Genomic DNA, 16,961 nt, shown 5'->3' on the forward strand with positions numbered 1-16,961 from the left:
CCACACGCTAACGACCACCCCCGACACCCACATCACCGAAACCGCCAAACCTTCCCCACACTGTGACTCCCGCGCCAGCGGGCGGCGGCGCTCAGCTCGCCGCGAGGCGGGCGCGCAGGGCTTCGGCGTTGCGGCGTTCGCTGCGCTGCTCGGTGGCGTACGCCAGGCGTACCGCCTCCTCCGCGCTGGCCAACGCCTCGACGGGACGGCCGCAGGCGGCGAGCGCCTCCGCCAGAACGCTGGCCGCGATCACCTGGCTGCGCACGTCCTCCGCCGGGGCGGTGACGGCCCGCCGCGCCCAGTCCAGCGCCTGCTCCCGCTGGCCGTGCGCGAGCAGGGCGGACGCGTACCGGGCCATCGTCTGGCGGCGGGAGAAGAGCAGCGACGGCGCGTTGAGCGCGGCGGTGGCGACCGGGGCGAGCAGCCCGACGGCGGTGGCCGAATCGCCGGCGGCCAGCCGCGCGGTGGCCAGCAGCACCCGGGGCGCCACCTGGGCGGGTGCCTGCGGGTTGTGCGGCTCGACGGCGGTCAGCACCGCGCGGGCGTCCCGCTCGGCGAGGTCGCAGTCGCCCATGTCCAGTGCCACGAACCCGCGCAGCGTGCCGGCCATGCCGGTGAGCAGCGGGTGCGAGGTGCGCCCGGCGAACGCCAGCGCGTCGGTGAGCAGGTCGGCGGCGTGCTCCGGCTCGCCGAGGCCCCGCGCGACGACCCCCCGCACCACCAGCGCGAAGCCGCGCCCCCACTCGTCGGAGACGGCGGCGAAGTCCCGGTACGCCCGCCGGGCCAACCGGTCCGCCTCGGCCAGCTCGCCCAGCTCGGCGGTGGCGAACGCCTCCACCCCGCGCAGCGTGCCCACCGCCCACTCCTCGCCGACCCGCTCGCCGAAGGGCAGGAAGACCTGCGCCATCCGGCAGGCCTCCCGCAGCCGGCCGGCGAGCAGCCGGGCGAACGCGGTGGTGCCGCGCAGCCACGCCCGCCCGTACGGGTCCTTCAGCTCGGCGAAGAGCCGGGCGGCCCGCCCGAGCACGGCGTCGGTGCCGGCGAAGTCGCCCCGGGTGGTGGTCACCCACGCCAGGTTCTGCAACGACCAGGCCTGCCCCCGGCGGTCCTGCACCGACAGGCTGACCTGGTACGACGCGGCGAGCCGGCTGCTCGCCTGGCCGAGCCGCCCGGCGATGAAGTCCGCCATGCCGAGGCGGCGCATCGCCGAGGCGCGCAGCGTCGGCAGCCCGTGCGCGGTCGCCACCTGCAACGCCTCCTGCCAGCAGGCCACCGCCCGACCCGGGTCGCCCATCGTCTGGTGCGCCTGGCCGGCGAGGAGCAGGGCGCTGGCCCGGGTCGCCGCCTCGTCGCCGGCGTTGGCGGCGATCTTCTCGGCGGAGGCGAGCGCGTCGGCCGGCCGGCCGATCTGGAGCAGCGCCCGCGCGTGGACCACCCGGTCGGCCGCCGGCACGGCGCCGCGGGCCAGTTCGCTGGCGCGGTCGGCGTACTCCACGGCCATCGCCGGCTCCCCGAGCTGCAGCGACCGGCGGGCGGCGCGGCCCAGCGCGGCGATCCCCAGCGGGACCACCGTCCGGGCCGGCGCGTCCGGGCGCAGGCCGACCGCGTCGGCGAGCGCGGTGGCCCGCTCGACGTGCCCCGCCACGAAGTCGTCCCGGGCCGCCTCGGAGAACCCGCCGGGCGCGGGGGCACCGGCCGGCGGGTCGGCCGCGGCCCAGCGGGCGAGCGCGGCGTGCCGCTCCGCCAGTTCGGCCTTGCTCACCCCGGCGTACGCGGCCTCCCGCATCAGCGGGGTGGCGAAGGCGTACCCGGTGCGGGTGCGGTGCAGCATCCGCCGTTGCAGCAGCTCCTCGATGGCACGTTCCAGCTCGACGGCGACCACTGCCGCCGGTCGGCCGTCCCGGCCGGTGCGCTGTTCGCGAAGCGCCTCCAGGGTGCCGGCCGGCACCGTGTCCCCGACGACCGCCGCGTCCCGCAGCGCCGACCGGGCGTCCGGCGGCAGCGCGTCGATACGCGCGGCGAGCACGGCGGCCAGGTCCCGGGAGAGCAGCCGGCTGCCGAGCGAGCCCGGGGCCAGCCGCCAGGAGTTGCCGGTGGCCGCGGTGAGCGCGCCGCGCTCCATCAGCAGGGTGACCAGCTCGGCGAGGTAGAACGGGTTGCCCTGCGCGGTGGCGAGCAGCCGGTCGGCGTCGGCCTGCGGCAGCTTGCCGCCACCCAGGTAACTGGTCAGCAGCCGGGCCGCGTCCGCGCCGCGCAGCGGGGGCAGAGCGTGCACCTCGGCGTCCGACACCCGGGTCAGCGCACCGGCGGTACGCACCAGCTCGGGCCGGCCGAGCAGCAGCACCAGCACCGGCCCGCTGAGCCGGTTGAGGGTCAGCCCGAGCGCCTTGATGGTCTCGGCGGTCGCGTCGTGCAGGTCGTCGACGATGACCGCCAGGGGCGCCTCCTTGGCGAGGGCGCTGAGCAGATCGGCCACCGCGTTCGGGACGGCCTCGGCGTCGGCGGCCTGCGCGGCGGAACTCCACTCGCCCTGGTCGGTGGGGCCGCCGCTGGGCAGCTCCGCGTACCCGAGGAGGGCCAGCAGCTGCTCGGTGGCGATCGGGGCGGGCTCGCCCCCGGCCCGGCCGAGCCGCTGGCCGAGCCGGCGCAGCCGCTCCTCGACGGCGGGGCGGGTGAGCGCGGTGGCCGCGTCGGTGGGCAGGCCGACCGCGGCGCGCACCAGGTCCGCGAGGGGCCCGAGCCGGCGCCGCTCGCCGAACGCCGCGCAGCGGACGGAGAGCACGCGTGCGCCGGCGTGGGCCGCGTAGCGGCCGGCGCCCACGTCGTAGCCGGCGGCGAGGCGCTCCACCTCGGCGGAGAAGCGGGACTTGCCGATCCCCGCCTCGGCGGTCATCAGCAGCACCCGGGGCTCGCTGCGGTCGATCACCTCGGCGAGCCGGCCGGCCACCCGGCCGATCTCGGTCTCCCGGCCGACGAAGGGCGCCTCGTCGCCGAGGCCGGACCGGGTGCCCGGGGCGTCCAGCAGGCCCAGCAGCTCGTACGCCTCGACCGGCTCGCGCTTGCCCTTGAGCCGCAGCGGGCGCAGCGCCCGCCAGGACGCGACGTGCCGGGTGGCGGCGGCGGTCCGGGCGCCCGCGTAGACCGCGCCGACGGCGGCGGCGTCGGCCAGCCGGGCGGCGGTGTTGACCGTGTCGCCGATGACCGTGTACTCGATCGCGGCCTGGATGCCGGCGATCACGTCCCCGGTGTTCAGGCCGACCCGCAGGCCCAGCGGCGCGCCGCCGCCGCGCTCGTCGTCGAGCACCCGGCGGACCGCCCGCTGCATGGACAGCGCGGCCCGCACGGCCCGCTCGGCGTCGTCCTCGTGGGCGACCGGCGCGCCGAAGACCGCCATGATCCCGTCGCCGGTCAGCTTGTCGACGTGCCCGCCGAAGGTCTTGACCGCACCGGCGAGAGCCGCCAGCACCCGGTCGGTGACCGCGCCGACCCGCTCCGGGTCGAGGTCCTCCGACCAGGAGGTGAAGTCGGACAGGTCCCCGAAGAGCACGGTGACCACCCGGCGTTCGGCGGCCGGGAGCGTCGCGGCGGCCGGCAGCGCGGCGCCGCAGTTGTGGCAGAACCGCGCGCCGGGTACGGCGACGGTTCCACACACCGGGCAGGTCACGTCTGCTCCAACCCCGCGCCGGCGTCGCCGGATTCCCGGCCCAGGTACTCGAGCTGCGCCCGGACCGACCATTCCGCCGCCCACCACAGCGAGCGGTCCACGTCCGCGTAGACGATCGCGACGACCTCGGCGGCGGTGGTGGCGCCGGCGTCGAGCGCGGCCCGGACCTGGTCGAGCCGGGCCCGCCGGTGGGCCAGGTAGAACTCCGCCGCCGCACCGCAGTCGGCCAGCGCCGGGCCGTGGCCGGGCAGGGCCGGGATCCCGGCGTACGTGGAGAGCAGCTCCAGGCTGCTCAGGTAGTCCCCGAGGTGCCCGTCCGGGTGGGCGACGACGGTGGTGCCGCGGCCGAGGATGGTGTCGCCGGTGAGGACGAGACGCTCGCCCTCGCGCTCGACCAGGAAGCAGACGGAGTCACCGGTGTGCCCGGGCGTCGGGACGAGCCGCAGGTCGATGCCGGGGACGGTGGGCGGCGCGCCGGCGCCGACCGGCTCCGCGGCGATCGTGTGCGCGGGGTCGGCGGCGCGGACCGGCACCCCGTCGAGCAGGTCGTGCAGGCGCGCCGAGCCTTCGGTGTGGTCCGGGTGGCCGTGGGTGATCAGCACCAGCCCGACCGGTCCCTGCGCGGCGATCGCCGCGAGGTGCTCCTCGTCGGCGGGCCCCGGGTCGACCACGACGGCCGGCTCGCCGGGGGCGGCCCGCAGCACCCAGGTGTTGGTGCCGTCGAGCGTCATCGGCCCCGGATTGGGGGCCCGCAGCAGCGTGACCCACCCCGGCAGCTCGTCCGCGAGAGCCGCCGCCGGTGCCGTGAAGTGCCCGCCCATGGCTGCGATCGTACGACCCCCGCCACCGCGCCCCGCGATCTTGCACTATCGGACCCCGCTTCGTGCCCGTTCACGGCTTTCGCGGGGACGGGACGTGCGGATCGCGGGGCGCGGGCGGTCAGGAGACCTCGACGATGACCTCGATCTCGACCGGGGCGTCGAGCGGCAGCTCGGCAACGCCGACGGCGCTGCGGGCGTGGCGGCCGGCCTCGCCGAACACCGCGCCGAACAGGTCGGACGCGCCGTTGACGACGGCGGGCTGGCCGGTGAATCCGGGAGCGCTGGCGACGAAGCCGGTCAGCTTGACGACCTTGACGACGTTCTCCAGGCCGACCAGCGAGTCGACCGCGGCGAGCGCGTTGAGCGCGCACCGACGGGCCAGATCCTTGGCCTGGTCGGCGGAGACCCCGGCGCCGACCTTGCCGGTGGCCAGCAGCTTGCCCTCGGCCATCGGCAGCTGGCCGGAGACGTAGACGTGCTGCCCGGACTGCACCGCCGGCACGTAGCTGGCCACCGGGGGCACGACCTCGGGCAGCTCGTGACCGAGCTCGGCGAGCTTGGCGTGGGGCCCGGTCATGCCTTCGGCCGCTTCAGGTAGGCGACGAGCTGCTCCGGGTTCGGGCCGGGAACCACGGACACCAGTTCCCAGCCGTCCTCGCCCCAGTTGTCGAGGATCTGCTTGGTCGCGTGGACCAGCAGCGGGACCGTGGCGTATTCCCACTTCTGCATCGCTGGGGGGCTCCCTCTCGTGGACTGCGGCTCTTTTCAAGCCACAGCCTACGGTCCGCTCGCGGGCCGGGGTGCCGGACGCTGCTCCGGAGCCACCGGCACGTCGCCGCACGGGCCGGTGTGCTCGTACGGCTGGGGGCAGCGGGACCGGTCGGGCAGCAGGAGGTCGCAGAACACGCGGTGCCGGTTGTTCTGGTCGTCGGCGGTGGAGACGGTGGTCTCCCCGGCGTCGACTTGGCCGACGAAGCTCAGCGAGGTCGCGATCGTGCCCGCCAGGGCGGTGGCGGCGGCCAGGTCGGCGACCCGGATCGGCAGGTGCACCACGTACCCCGGTCCCTCCTCGTCCCGGGACCGGTCCCCGGACTGGGCGGCGGCGCGGACCACGTCGACGGGCTCGGTGATCCGGCGGTACGACCGCTCGTTGATCGGCAGCCCACCACCCTCGCCGCCGCCCGGCCCACCGGGCCGCCGGGCCGCCGCCGGCAACTGGATTCGAGGGGTGTTGTCCACGTCGCGCATGCCCTGCCTCCGGCCGTCGTACCTGGTCGAGTCCGCCTGTCGGCCCCGGCCCCCCGCCCCGGCCTCGATCCGCACCGGGAAAACGTAGGACCGAGCTGGAGTCCCGCCAACAGGACGCGCGGTGTCGATTCACCAGAAGTCACAAATACGACACATCGCAGGTAGACGGGCTGACTGCGGATCGCGGGCCGGGACCGGCCGGCCTGGGGTGACCCGGACCCGGGGACCGGTACGCGCCGTACGGCCGGCTCGACGGTTACCCTTCCGGACGGAACGCGGCGTCCACCGCCACGCCCGACGTTCCGTCGCCTCGTCGAGCCGACGTCAGTCCCACCCCCGGGGGAACGATGACCGAACCACCCAGCGGCGATCCGGCCGCCCCGGCCGAGTCCGCCACGGCCACGCCCTCCGTGCCGCGTCAGGACCCGTCGGCGATCCCGCCGCCACCGGCCGCCTACCCCGCGTACCAGGGCCCCGAGGCGCCGCGCCGGAAGCGCGGCGTGCTGGTCGCGTCGATCGCGCTGGCGGTGGTCATGGTCCTGTGCGCCGGCGGCGGTTTCGCCGCGTTCCTGACGCTGCGCACCGCGGAGGCCGGTGAGGGCGCGAAGGAGCCGGAGGCAGCCGTCGAGGAGTTCCTCACCGCCGTCTACAAGGACCGCGACGCCGGCAAGGCGGCGGCCCTGGTCTGCTCCGCCGCGCGGGACGACGAGAAGATCGCGGCCAAGGTCGCCGAGGTGGAGAAGTACGCGGCCGGCTACCAGAACCCGCGCTTCCGGTGGAGTGCCCCCCGGGTCGACAACCAGACCGGTGACCGGGCCACGGTCACCACCAAGGTCACCATGACCACCGCCGACGAGAAGCTCGCCGACCTGCCCCTGCGCTTCACCGTGGTCAAGAAGACGGGTTGGTGGGTCTGCGAGGTCGCGTGACCTGGATAGGCTCGACGGGTGGGAGCAGCGAAGCGACCGGATGAGCCGGCGGTGACGGAGTGGCCGGCCCGACTCCACGTGGTGACCGGCAAGGGCGGCACCGGCAAGACGAGCGTGGCCGCGGCGCTGGCCCTGGCGCTCGCCACCGGCGGTCGACGCACGCTGCTGGTCGAGGTCGAGGGGCGCCAGGGCATCGCCCAGCTCTTCGACACCGAGCCGCTCCCGTACGCCGAGCGGCACCTGGCCGACGCGCCCGGTGGCGGCGAGGTGCGCGCCCTCGCGGTGGACGCGGAGGAGGCCCTGCTCGAGTACCTGGACATGTTCTACAAGCTGGGCGGGGCCGGCCGGGCGCTGCGCAAGCTGGGCGCCATCGACTTCGCCACCACAATCGCCCCCGGCCTGCGCGACGTGCTGCTCACCGGCAAGGTCAAGGAGGCCACCACCCGCACGTCCGGCCAGCGGCGGGTGTACGACGCGGTGGTGCTGGACGCGCCGCCCACCGGGCGGATCGGCCGCTTCCTGAACGTCACCGCCGAGACGGCGCGACTGGCCCGGGTCGGTCCGATCAAGACCCAGAGCGAGGGCGTCGCGGCGCTGCTGCGCTCGCCGATCACCGCCGTGCACGTGGTGACGCTGCTCGAGGAGATGCCGGTCCAGGAGACGATCGACGCGATCGCCGACCTGACCTCGCTCGGCTTCCCGGTCGGGCGGGTCATCGTCAACGGCACCCGGCCGCCGCTGCCGGTCGGACGGGCGGTCACCCCGGACGAGCTGGCCGGCGGGCTGCGCGCCGCCGGGCTGCCCGCCGACGAGCGGATCGTCACCGGGTTGGCCTCGGAGGCGCGCGACCAGGTGGTCCGGCGGGAGCTGGAGGACTCGCTGCGCACCGATCTGGTGGACCTGGGGCTGCCCCTCGTCGAGCTGCCGCTCCTGCCCGACGGGGTGGACCGGGCCGGGCTGGACCGCCTCGCCGAGGTGCTACGCCCATGATCCGGGCGGATTGACTCACACCTCCCGGCGGCCCGGGCGCACGGCGGGACCGGGCCCGATACGCTCGATTGGTGCCTTCCGACAACGTGGCGCCGCCGCCGCTGGACGTCGACCGGATCCTCGCCGATCCGGGCGTACGGATCGTCGTCTGCTGCGGGGCGGGCGGGGTGGGTAAGACGACCACCGCCGCCGCGCTCGCGCTGCGGGCCGCGGAGGAGCACGGCCGGCGCACGGTCGTGCTCACCATCGACCCGGCCCGCCGGCTGGCCCAGTCGCTGGGGCTGACCGAGCTGGACAACACTCCGCGCCAGGTCAAGGGCATCGACGCGGAGGGCAGCGGCGGCGAGCTGCACGCCATGATGCTCGACATGAAACGCACCTTCGACGACGTGGTGCTCCAGCACACGGATCCGGCGAAGGCGGCGGAGATCTTCGCCAACCCGTTCTACGCGGCCATGAGTTCCACCTTCGCCGGCACGCAGGAGTACATGGCGATGGAGAAGCTCGGGCAGTTGCACGCCCGGGGCGAGTGGGACCTGATCGTGGTGGACACCCCGCCGTCCCGCTCGGCACTCGACTTCCTCGACGCGCCGGCCCGCCTCTCCCGCTTCCTGGACGGGCGGATGCTGCGCCTGCTGCTCGCCCCGGCCCGCACGGGCGGCCGGAGCATGTTCTCCTTCGTCACCGCCGGCTTCGGGATGTTCTCGAAGGTCGTGCAGAAGGTGCTCGGCGCCCAGTTGCTGACCGATCTCTCCGGCTTCGTCGCGGCGCTCGACTCGATGTTCGGCGGCTTCCGGCAGCGGGCGGAGCAGACGTACCGCATCCTCCAGGCCCGCGAGACGGCGTTCCTGCTGGTCGCGGCGCCGGAGTCGGACGCGGTCCGGGAGGCCGCCTACTTCGCGGGCCGGCTTCGGGAGGAGAAGATGCCGCTGGCCGGCCTGGTGCTCAACCGGGTCCACCGCCCGGCCGTGCCGGACCTCGGTGCGGCCGAGAGCCTGGCCGCCGCCGAGCGGCTGGCCGAGCGGGGCGGCCACGAGGGCACCGTCGAGGTGCTGCGGGCCCATGCCGTGCTGGCCCAGCAGGCGGTACGCGAGCAGCGGGTGGCCGCGCGGTTCACCGAGGCGTTCCCGACCGTCCCGGCGGTGTCGGTGACGGCGCAGCCCGCCGACGTGCACGACGTCGACGGGCTGCGGACGATCGGTGCGGCGCTCAGCCGCGAGTGACCGGGCCGGTCGACCGGCCGGGCCGCCTCAGCTGACCGCGCCGGCTCAACCGGCCGTGGCGGCGAGGACCTTGTCCTTGCCGGCCTTCTCCTTGGCGTTCTTCTTCATCGCGGCCTCGAACATCTTGCGCCAGCTCTCGACCTGCGGGTGGCGGCGCAGCAGCGCCCGGCGTTCCCGTTCGGTCATGCCACCCCACACGCCGAACTCGATCCGGTTGTCCAGCGCGTCGGCCAGGCACTCGTACCGGACTGGGCAGCTCCGGCAGATCCGCTTGGCCACGTTCTGTTCGGCGCCCTGTACGAACAACGCGTCCGGGTCCCCGTTCTGACACGCCGCCAGCGACGGCCAGTCAGTGATCATGCCCATCTGTACACGTCCCCCCTTGCAGTACTACCGACCCCGTCGCGGACCAGCCGGCAATTCCCCCCGGTCGCCCGGCCGGCCTTCCCCAAGGCGGCACGGACGACATGTGGCGCTGTCGCCGCCCTCATCATGCTCTGTAGTTGCCCGATTACGCAACGTTGTCGGCCAAATCCATCATTCCGGACACTCCCGGCTTCCCGGGCTCTCGACCGCCGGTTACCCGGCTCGGGTACGCGAAAACGCTGCGCGGCCTTCCCGCGAGGGGGGAGACTCGGCGCCAGGTCCCCGCAACCTCGAACCGGGGGTCATGCGTTTAGCACAACGAGGTCGGCGCGCGCAGGAAATGGGGAAAAGACGCCCCGCGCCCCTCGTTGCCTGTTCGCGTACCCTGTCGAGGTGACCTGGATGCGGAAACGTGACCACAATGTGCTGACCAACGCCGCATCGCTACTCATCTGTGGCCTGTTGGCCGGCGTGGTGGTGGCCGCGGCGGCCTTCCCCGCAGTGGCGATGTCCGGCCTGGCCGCGAAGGCCGGCGCCGAGACGTTCGGGGCACTGCCCAAGGAACTGACGGTGGCCCGTCCGCCGCAGATCAGCTACCTGCTCGCGGCCGACGGCAAGACACCGCTGGCGACGATGTTCGACGAGAACCGCCGGGACGTGAAGCTCGAGCACGTCGCACCGGTCATGCGGGACGCGATCATCGCCGCCGAGGACCACGCCTTCTACGAGCACAACGGCGTCGACCTGAACGGCGTGGCCCGCGCCTTCGTCAACAACAGCTCCGGCACGGCCGACCGGCAGGGTGCCTCGACGCTGACCATGCAGTACGTCCGGCTCGCCATCGCGTACTCGGCGACCCACCCGGCCGACGTGGTCGCGGCCACCGAGGACACCAGCGCCCGCAAGCTCCGCGAGATGCGCTACGCCATCCAGATCGACAAGGAGCTCTCCAAGGACGAGATCCTGGAGCGCTACCTGAACATCGCCGCGTTCGGCAACGGCGCGTACGGCATCTTCGCCGCCAGCCAGGTCTACTTCGCCAAGCACCCGAGCAAGCTCACCATCGAGGAAGCGGCGATGCTCGCCGGCCTGGTCAAGGCCCCGACCGCGTTCAACCCCACCACCCGCAGCGGCTACCCGCAGGCGGTGGCCCGGCGCGACTACGTCATCAACAACATGTACGAGATCGGCAAGATCTCCAAGGAGCAGGCCGACCAGGCCAAGGCCGTCAAGCTCAAGGTCGTCGGCAAGCGGGCCCCCAACGGCTGCGTCGACACCAACAAGAAGGACTGGGGCTTCTTCTGCGACTACTTCTACCGCTGGTGGATGCAGCAGGAGACGTTCGGTTCGACCTCGTACGACCGCGAGCGGCGGCTGAAGAGCGGCGGCTTCACGGTCATCACCACCCTGGAGCCGCAGGTCCAGAACGCCGCCGACAAGGCGGTCCGCAAGAACCTCGGCGTCAACAGCAAGGCGGCCCGGATGGTCGCCGTGATCGAGCCGGGCACCGGCCGGGTCCGCGCACTCTCGGTCAACCGGAACTTCAAGCTCGACGACCCCGACAAGCCGCAGAACAAGCCGCACAGCGACCCGAAGCAGCGCAAGAAGAACCCGAACAAGCGGGGCAACTACCCGAACACGGTCAACCCGCTGCTCACCGGTGGTGACGGCATCACCGGGTACCAGGCCGGCTCGACGTTCAAGATGTTCACGGTCGTGGCGGCCCTGGAGAAGGGCATCCCGCTCAGCTACACCATCAACGCCGAGAAGCAGTTCCGGTCCGAGTACATCATCGACAGCAGCAGCCCCGCGGCCTGCAAGGGCACGCACTTCTACTGCCCGACCAACGCGAGCGACAGCATGGTCGGCGTCCACAACATGTGGACGGCGTTCGGCAGCTCGGTGAACACCTACTTCGTCCCGCTCCAGCAGCAGGTCGGCGCGGAGAACGTGGTCAAGGTCGCCAAGAAGCTCGGCATCAACTTCCGCGCCCAGGAAGACCTGGACCTGGAGAAGGGCGCCAACCAGTGGGGCGCCTTCACCCTCGGCGTCTCCCAGACGATGCCGCTGGAGCTGGCCAACGCGTACGCGACCCTCGCGGCGGACGGCAAGTACTGCGAGCCGATCCCGGTACAGGAGATCCGCGACCCGGACGGCAAGAAGCTCGACATCGCCAACCCGCGGTGCGAGCAGCGGGTCAGCACCGAGGTCGCGCGCGCGGCGGTCGACGCCGCCCGGTGCCCGGTCGGCGACCAGTCGGCCAGCGGCAAGTGCAAGGGCGCCACCGCCCGCAACGTGAAGGGCATCGTCGGAGCGCCGGTGGCCGGCAAGTCCGGCACCACCGACTCCGAGAAGAGCTCCTCGCTGGTGGCGATGACCAAGCAGTACTCGGTGGCCGGCATCATGGCTGACCCGGACTGGCCGCAGACCACCCAGAAAATGGGCCACAACGAGCCCACGGGCATCAACCCACCGGTGTTCGAGACGCTGCGCGACGCGATGCAGGGCAAGCCGCGCATCAACTTCGCCCCGCCGGGAAGCAAGATCCGCGACGGCGACCAGCGGAGGATCCCGGACGTGAAGTGCCAGTCGGAGGCCACCGCCCGCGACCGGATCGAGGGCGCCGGCTTCGACGCCGTCGTCTCCAGCGCCCGGATCCCGTCGACCTGCCCGGCGGGCAGCGTCGCCGGCACCAGCCCGGACGGCCGCACCATCAAGGGCGGCGTGGTCAGCATCCAGCTCAGCTCCGGCCCCGCCAACACGCCGAAGCCCGGCTCGTCCGGCACCCCGCCGACCAACCCCGGCCGGCCGCCGGGCCGCCCCGGCGGCTGACGACCCCGGAATGCCGAACGGGCGGGCACCATCGGGTGCCCGCCCGTTTCGCGTACTCGAGGAAGAAGGGTCAGACGGCGAGCTGCCGGCGTACCTCGCCGGCGACCCGGCCCCCCTCGGCCCGGCCGGCCACCGCGGCCTGGGCGGCCTTCATGGCCGGGCCCATCTGCGCCTTGCCGGTGAAGCCGCCGGCGGCGAGCGCCCCCGCGACCACCTCGGCCAGTTCCTCGTCGGAGAGCTGCTTCGGCAGGTAGCGCTCCAGCACCTCGCCCTCGGCGCTCTCCTTCGCGGCCTGCTCGGCGCGCCCGGCGTCGGCGAAGGCCGCCGCGGCCTCGCGGCGCTTCTTCGCCTCCTTGGTCAGCACCCCGAGCACCTCGTCGTCGGTCAGCTCGCGCTTGGCCTTGCCGGCGACCTCGGCGGTGCCGACCGCCGCGAGCGCCATCCGGAGGGTGGAGGTGGTCAGCTCGTCGCGCGCCTTCAGCGCGGTACGCATGTCCGCGGTGAGGCGGTCCTTCAACGTGCTCATGGACGGTCAAACTACCCTGATCGCCATGCGAAAGCGCACACTATTCCGGCTCGCCGCCGGGACCGCCGCGGTCGGCGCGGCCACCCTCGCGTACGCGTCGCTCGTCGAGCGCAACATGTTCACCCTGCGGCGGTACGACGTGCCGGTGCTGTCGGCCGACGCGGAGCCGCTGCGCGTCCTGCACCTCTCCGACCTGCACATGATGCCCGACCAGGGGCGCAAGCAGCGCTGGGTGGCGTCGCTGGCCGGTCTGGACCCCGACCTGGTCGTGGTGACCGGCGACAACATGGCCCACCCCGGCGCGGTGCCCGGGGTGCTGCGCGCCCTCCAGCCGCTGCTCGACTACCCGGGCGCCTTCGTCTTCGGCTCCAACGACTACACCGGCCCGGTCTGGAAGAACCCGTTCACCTACTTCCTGCCCGACCGGGAGTACACGGAGGGCGTCGAGCTGCCGTACGACGAGCTGCGCGACGTGTTCACCGGCGCCGGCTGGGTGGACCTGAACAACGCCCGGACCACGCTCAAGGCCGGCGGCCGGCTCGTCGAGGTGGTCGGCGTGGACGACCCGCACATCGAGCGGGACGACTACGCCTCGGTCGCCGGTCCGGTCTCGCCGTCGGCCGACCTGTCGATCGCGCTCAGCCACTCCCCGGAGCCGCCCGTGCTCGACCAGATGGCGGCCGACGGGTTCGGGCTGCTGCTCGCCGGGCACACCCACGGCGGCCAGGTCTGCGTACCGGGTGTCGGGGCGTTGGTGACCAACTGCGGGCTGCCCCGATCGATGGCGAAGGGCCTGCACCGCTGGCCCGGCTCCGACTCCTGGCTGCACGTCTCGGCCGGCCTCGGCACCCACCCGACCGCCCCGGTCCGGTTCGCCTGCCCGCCGGAGGCGAGCATCCTGACGCTGATCCCGCGCTGAGGTCGTCGCCGGGCCGCGCCGCGGCCCGGCGCCGGGAGCCGAGGGGTACCGAGTTTGACCCTCGGACCGGGTGGGCTACTATTTGTCGGCACGCCTCGGGGTGTGGCGCAGCTTGGTAGCGCGCTTCGTTCGGGACGAAGAGGTCGTCGGTTCGAATCCGGCCACCCCGACCAGGTCAAGGGCCATCTTCCAGTGATGAAGATGGCCCTTGTCATTCTTTTGTGCGCTCAGGGTGCATGTCGCCCGGGGTCACTGGGCGGCCAGGGACGTTGATGCACAACTGTCCCGGCTCAGCACCGCACACAGGGCAGGGGCGGTACGACTCGACAGGCCCCGGATCGAGGCCCCTCGCCTGGGCCGCTCGGACGACCTCGTCGGCCGCGTGGTGCAGCTCAAGGTCCCGATGTCTCACGGCAGCCTTGTGGATCCGCTGGAGCGCGCTTCGCGCCAGCTCCCCTGGGTCAGTCATCCAACGGACCTTCCCGCTGTGCTCGCCGCCACACGCCGGACAAGGATGCCAGCGACGAGGTGAGTGACTGGTCCACGCGTGCCGCCATCCGGCAACGTCTACGCTGTGACCAGCGGCCACCGCACCATGCGACTGTGTCCAAACACACAGCCCATGCGGTGGCTGCGCTGCGCTTATCGGCCCCGGCCAAGATCCCGAACGAGCGCTGCCGTACGAGGCGCAAACGAACGCGATTCTGCGTCGGGGCGAGAGAGGCGGGTCATGATCGCTACATGTTGCCGGGCACTGACTTCTTTCCTGTCCGGGCTCGGCCGATGAGCGCAGTCGCATTCCTCAACATCGCCATGCACGGGCACATCAACCCGACGCTGCCGGTCGTGGCCGAGCTTGTTCGTCGTGGCCACTCCGTCACCTACCACACGATGCCCGCCTACGCCGCGGAGATCGCGGCCACCGGCGCGCGAGTGCTCCCCTACTCCGGGGATGACGTACCGCTCTCCGGCCCGCCGACGCCGGTCACGGTGATGGAGCAGCTTGCGCGCACCGCCGTACGCGTGCTGCCCGCCGTTCTCACCGATCTGCGCGGCGCCCGGCCCGATCTGATCGTGCACGACTCCCTCTGCCTGTGGGGGCCGGTGGCCGCCCGGGAACTCGACGTGCCGGCAGCGTCGTCGTTCACCACGTTCGCGTTCAACCGGCACGTGCCCAGCCCCACCCGCGGCTCCTGGAAGCTGCTCGCCGCGGCGGCGGCCCTGCCCCGCCATGCCGGGAGGTACCTGAAGTCGCGCTGGGAGCTGCGCCGCCGGTACGACACGCATGCGGTGCCCCTGATCGACCTGGCGAACATCCGTCAGCCGCTCAACCTGGTCTACACCTCGCGGGCGTTCCACCCCGAGGCCGACAGTTTCGACCAGTCCTACCGGTTCGTCGGACCGAGCGTCGGTGCCCGCCCGGCCGACTCGTCGTTCCCGGTCGATCGGCTGCGCGACCCGGTGCTGTACGCCTCGCTGGGCACGGTGTTCAAGGCCGACCCGCGGCTGCTGCGCGGCTTCGCCGACGCGCTCGCCCCGCTGGGCGGCACCGTGATCGTCTCCACCGGACACACCGATCCCGCCGCGCTCGGTCCGCTGCCGGCCAACGTGATCGCCCACCGCTCCGTGCCGCAGCCGGAGGTGCTGGCCCGCGCAGCGCTGTTCGTCACCCATGGCGGGGTGAACAGCGTCAACGAGGCCCTGTACGCCGGCGTCCCCATGCTGGTGGTCCCGCAGGGCGCTGACCAGCTGTTGGTGGCTTCCCGCGTCGTCGAGCTCGATGCCGGCCTCTCGATCCGCACCGAGGACGTCAACGTGGAGGTCGTGCGCACCCTCGCCCAGCGCCTGCTCGACGAGCCCCGATTCCGCGCCGCCGCGAGCACCCTGCAGGGCGCGCAGCGTCAGGCAGGCGGCTATTCGCGTGCCGCCGACGAACTCGAGCGGTACGTGCAGCAAACCGGCCCGGTCACGCAGCCGGTCTCTGCCGATCTACCACCGCAGGGCTGACCGGTGTCCCCCGTCGTCGCCATCCTGCTGCTGTTCGCCGGGCTGTCCGAGGCCGCCGGGCGTCTCCTGCCCGTGGTGGCACGTCTGTCCGGCGTGTCGCGCACCAGGGTGGTCGGATTGCTGCTGACCGGCGCCGTGGTCGACGGCGCGGTATTCGCGCTCTGGCCGCTGTCCGCGTGGACCCTTGCCGAGCTGGTGCTGCCCACCGCACCGTCCGCCGAGGCCGCGCTGGTCTGGACGCCAGGCCTGGCCGCCCCGCTGCTGCTTGCCGCAGTACTCGCGTTCCCGCTGCTCGGGCCGCTGCTGCACCTGCTGCTCATGGTGGGAGTGGGGGCCGGCCTCGCCGGTGCCCTCGCCACGGTGGCCGGAATCGGCTGGTGGAATGCCGCCGGCTGCGTAGCCATCGCGGGAATCGGGCTCGCCGTTGCCGTCGAGGGCGTCCGCCGCCTGGTCGTGAGGCTCAACAGGACAAGAGCACCGGAGCCACTCACGTGATCGAGTTCGCGCTCCTGCTGCTGCTCGCCGGGATCGGACCGGTCCTGCTCGCCGAAGCTCTGCTCGCCCGCTACGAGGTGCTGGCGTACGCCGCGGGTTGGCGGAACCCCACCACCGCGCTCCCCCCGGGCATGCCCTATGCCCGGGGCGCGGACCCGGACCGCCCGCCGGACGCCTACCTGGTCTATCTGGACGGCATCGGGAAACGCCGCTTCCACGACACCCGCGACGGCGGCCGACTGGTCAAGTCCCTGATCGAGGGAGCGCCGGAGCTCAGGGTGCTGGGCCAGGTGCAGCCCTACTCTCCGCTGGCCGATCCGCTCGCCGACCGGCCGGTGTGGACATGGCTGCGCCGCCACATCGGGCTGGTGCTGTTCCTGCACAACGTGGTGCAGATCTTCGTCGCCGCCGACCGGCGGTACCGTCCCCTGTACAACCGCGCCGTCGGCTCGCAGATCGCCACTCAGCTCCGGCTCGCCGGTTACCGGCGGGACAGCGACATCCCCGTGGTACTGCTCTGTTACAGCGGCGGCGCCCAGGTCGCCACCGGCGCGGTGGACGAACTGTGGTCCGAGCTGCGCTCCCCGCTCTGGCTGATCACTCTCGGCGGGTTCCACAACGGCGCCAACGACATCACCCACGCCCAGCACCTCTGCCGGCTCACCAGTGCCGGCGACCGGATTGAGCGAGTCGGCACCTGGATGTTCCCGCAGCGGTGGCGGCTGTTCCGCTGGAGCGGATGGAACCGGGCGGACCGCGAAGGCAAGATCACGGTGCACTGGCTCGACCCGGCTACCCACGTCGGTCCGCGAAGCTACATCAGCCCGGAGGCCCGGCTACCCGACGGCCGCAGTTACCTCGACCGGACCGCCGACACCGTGATCGCGGTGATCCGGGATCGCCTCAGCGCGACTGCGGAAACCGACGGCCCGCTGCCCTGA

General features: G+C 73.1%; 16 protein-coding genes and 1 tRNA gene. 9 read left to right on the forward strand and 8 right to left on the reverse strand.

Features of this window, described 5'->3' with window-relative positions:
• Window positions 1–91: 91 nt before the first annotated feature.
• The 5 genes from ACTMS0_RS22940 to ACTMS0_RS22960 all read right to left on the reverse strand — a co-directional run bounded on the left by ACTMS0_RS22940 (window position 92) and on the right by ACTMS0_RS22960 (window position 5,733).
• Window positions 92–3,664: an adenylate/guanylate cyclase domain-containing protein gene (locus tag ACTMS0_RS22940; protein WP_441157313.1), complete on the reverse strand. Its 3,573-nt coding sequence runs from the start codon at window positions 3,662–3,664 to the stop codon at window positions 92–94.
• On the reverse strand, window positions 3,661–4,485 hold the full coding sequence (locus ACTMS0_RS22945) for an MBL fold metallo-hydrolase (RefSeq protein ID WP_441157314.1): 825 nt from the start codon (window positions 4,483–4,485) through the stop codon (window positions 3,661–3,663). The genes ACTMS0_RS22940 and ACTMS0_RS22945 overlap by 4 nt, the downstream gene beginning before the upstream one ends.
• Window positions 4,486–4,603: 118 nt before the next feature.
• Window positions 4,604–5,062 (reverse strand): RidA family protein, encoded by a 459-nt coding sequence (locus ACTMS0_RS22950; RefSeq protein WP_441157315.1) that lies wholly within the window; start codon window positions 5,060–5,062, stop codon window positions 4,604–4,606.
• The gene (locus ACTMS0_RS22955; RefSeq protein WP_013736319.1) at window positions 5,059–5,214 is read right to left on the reverse strand and encodes a DUF4177 domain-containing protein; all 156 of its coding nucleotides are present in this window, start codon (window positions 5,212–5,214) and stop codon (window positions 5,059–5,061) included. Before ACTMS0_RS22955 ends, ACTMS0_RS22950 begins: the two co-directional genes overlap by 4 nt.
• 48 nt (window positions 5,215–5,262) lie before the next feature.
• Window positions 5,263–5,733 (reverse strand): hypothetical protein, encoded by a 471-nt coding sequence (locus ACTMS0_RS22960; RefSeq protein ID WP_441157316.1) that lies wholly within the window; start codon window positions 5,731–5,733, stop codon window positions 5,263–5,265.
• Window positions 5,734–6,080: 347 nt separating this feature from the next.
• On the opposite strand from ACTMS0_RS22960, the gene ACTMS0_RS22965 reads away from it, so the two are divergent.
• From ACTMS0_RS22965 to ACTMS0_RS22975, 3 genes are all read left to right on the forward strand, one after another.
• Window positions 6,081–6,662 carry an Rv0361 family membrane protein gene (locus ACTMS0_RS22965; protein ID WP_441157317.1) on the forward strand — a complete coding sequence of 194 codons (582 nt, stop codon included), beginning with the start codon at window positions 6,081–6,083 and terminating at the stop codon, window positions 6,660–6,662.
• 18 nt (window positions 6,663–6,680) lie between these two features.
• Entirely contained in the window at window positions 6,681–7,652 is a 972-nt protein-coding gene (locus ACTMS0_RS22970) for an ArsA-related P-loop ATPase (protein WP_441157318.1), read from the forward strand.
• Between the two features lie 68 nt (window positions 7,653–7,720).
• On the forward strand, window positions 7,721–8,875 hold the full coding sequence (locus tag ACTMS0_RS22975) for an ArsA family ATPase (RefSeq protein WP_441157319.1): 1,155 nt from the start codon (window positions 7,721–7,723) through the stop codon (window positions 8,873–8,875).
• 45 nt (window positions 8,876–8,920) lie between these two features.
• On the opposite strand, the gene ACTMS0_RS22980 is transcribed toward ACTMS0_RS22975, so the two are convergent.
• Window positions 8,921–9,241: a WhiB family transcriptional regulator gene (locus ACTMS0_RS22980; RefSeq protein ID WP_441157320.1), complete on the reverse strand. Its 321-nt coding sequence runs from the start codon at window positions 9,239–9,241 to the stop codon at window positions 8,921–8,923.
• Window positions 9,242–9,643: 402 nt separating this feature from the next.
• Between ACTMS0_RS22980 and ACTMS0_RS22985 the strand changes: the two genes are divergently transcribed.
• Window positions 9,644–12,073 (forward strand): penicillin-binding protein, encoded by a 2,430-nt coding sequence (locus tag ACTMS0_RS22985; protein WP_441157321.1) that lies wholly within the window; start codon window positions 9,644–9,646, stop codon window positions 12,071–12,073.
• Between the two features lie 70 nt (window positions 12,074–12,143).
• Here ACTMS0_RS22985 and ACTMS0_RS22990 read toward each other — a convergent pair whose 3' ends face one another.
• The gene (locus tag ACTMS0_RS22990) at window positions 12,144–12,599 is read right to left on the reverse strand and encodes a GatB/YqeY domain-containing protein (protein ID WP_441157322.1); all 456 of its coding nucleotides are present in this window, start codon (window positions 12,597–12,599) and stop codon (window positions 12,144–12,146) included.
• A gap of 25 nt (window positions 12,600–12,624) precedes the next feature.
• Here ACTMS0_RS22990 and ACTMS0_RS22995 point away from each other — a divergent pair, with 25 nt between their 5' ends.
• Both ACTMS0_RS22995 and ACTMS0_RS23000 read left to right on the forward strand, forming a co-directional pair.
• Entirely contained in the window at window positions 12,625–13,518 is an 894-nt protein-coding gene (locus tag ACTMS0_RS22995; RefSeq protein WP_441157323.1) for a metallophosphoesterase, read from the forward strand.
• A gap of 96 nt (window positions 13,519–13,614) precedes the next feature.
• A tRNA-Pro gene (locus ACTMS0_RS23000) sits at window positions 13,615–13,691 on the forward strand.
• 38 nt (window positions 13,692–13,729) lie between these two features.
• Here the strand turns inward: ACTMS0_RS23000 and ACTMS0_RS23005 are convergent.
• A complete protein-coding gene (locus tag ACTMS0_RS23005) occupies window positions 13,730–14,317 on the reverse strand; it encodes a zinc finger domain-containing protein (RefSeq protein WP_441157324.1) in 588 nt (195 codons plus the stop codon).
• On the opposite strand from ACTMS0_RS23005, the gene ACTMS0_RS23010 reads away from it, so the two are divergent.
• From ACTMS0_RS23010 to ACTMS0_RS23020, 3 genes are read left to right on the forward strand one after another with little or no spacing between them, the layout of a single operon-like run.
• Window positions 14,302–15,525 (forward strand): macrolide family glycosyltransferase, encoded by a 1,224-nt coding sequence (locus ACTMS0_RS23010; RefSeq protein WP_441157325.1) that lies wholly within the window; start codon window positions 14,302–14,304, stop codon window positions 15,523–15,525. The genes ACTMS0_RS23005 and ACTMS0_RS23010 overlap by 16 nt on opposite strands.
• A gap of 3 nt (window positions 15,526–15,528) precedes the next feature.
• Window positions 15,529–16,020, forward strand: coding sequence for a hypothetical protein (locus tag ACTMS0_RS23015; RefSeq protein WP_441157326.1), 492 nt, complete (start codon window positions 15,529–15,531; stop codon window positions 16,018–16,020).
• The gene (locus ACTMS0_RS23020; protein WP_441157327.1) at window positions 16,017–16,961 is read left to right on the forward strand and encodes a hypothetical protein; all 945 of its coding nucleotides are present in this window, start codon (window positions 16,017–16,019) and stop codon (window positions 16,959–16,961) included. The genes ACTMS0_RS23015 and ACTMS0_RS23020 overlap by 4 nt, the downstream gene beginning before the upstream one ends.

It is taken from the genome of Micromonospora sp. H33, assembly GCF_052068455.1.
In the GTDB taxonomy this organism is placed as follows: Bacteria; Actinomycetota; Actinomycetes; order Mycobacteriales; family Micromonosporaceae; genus Micromonospora.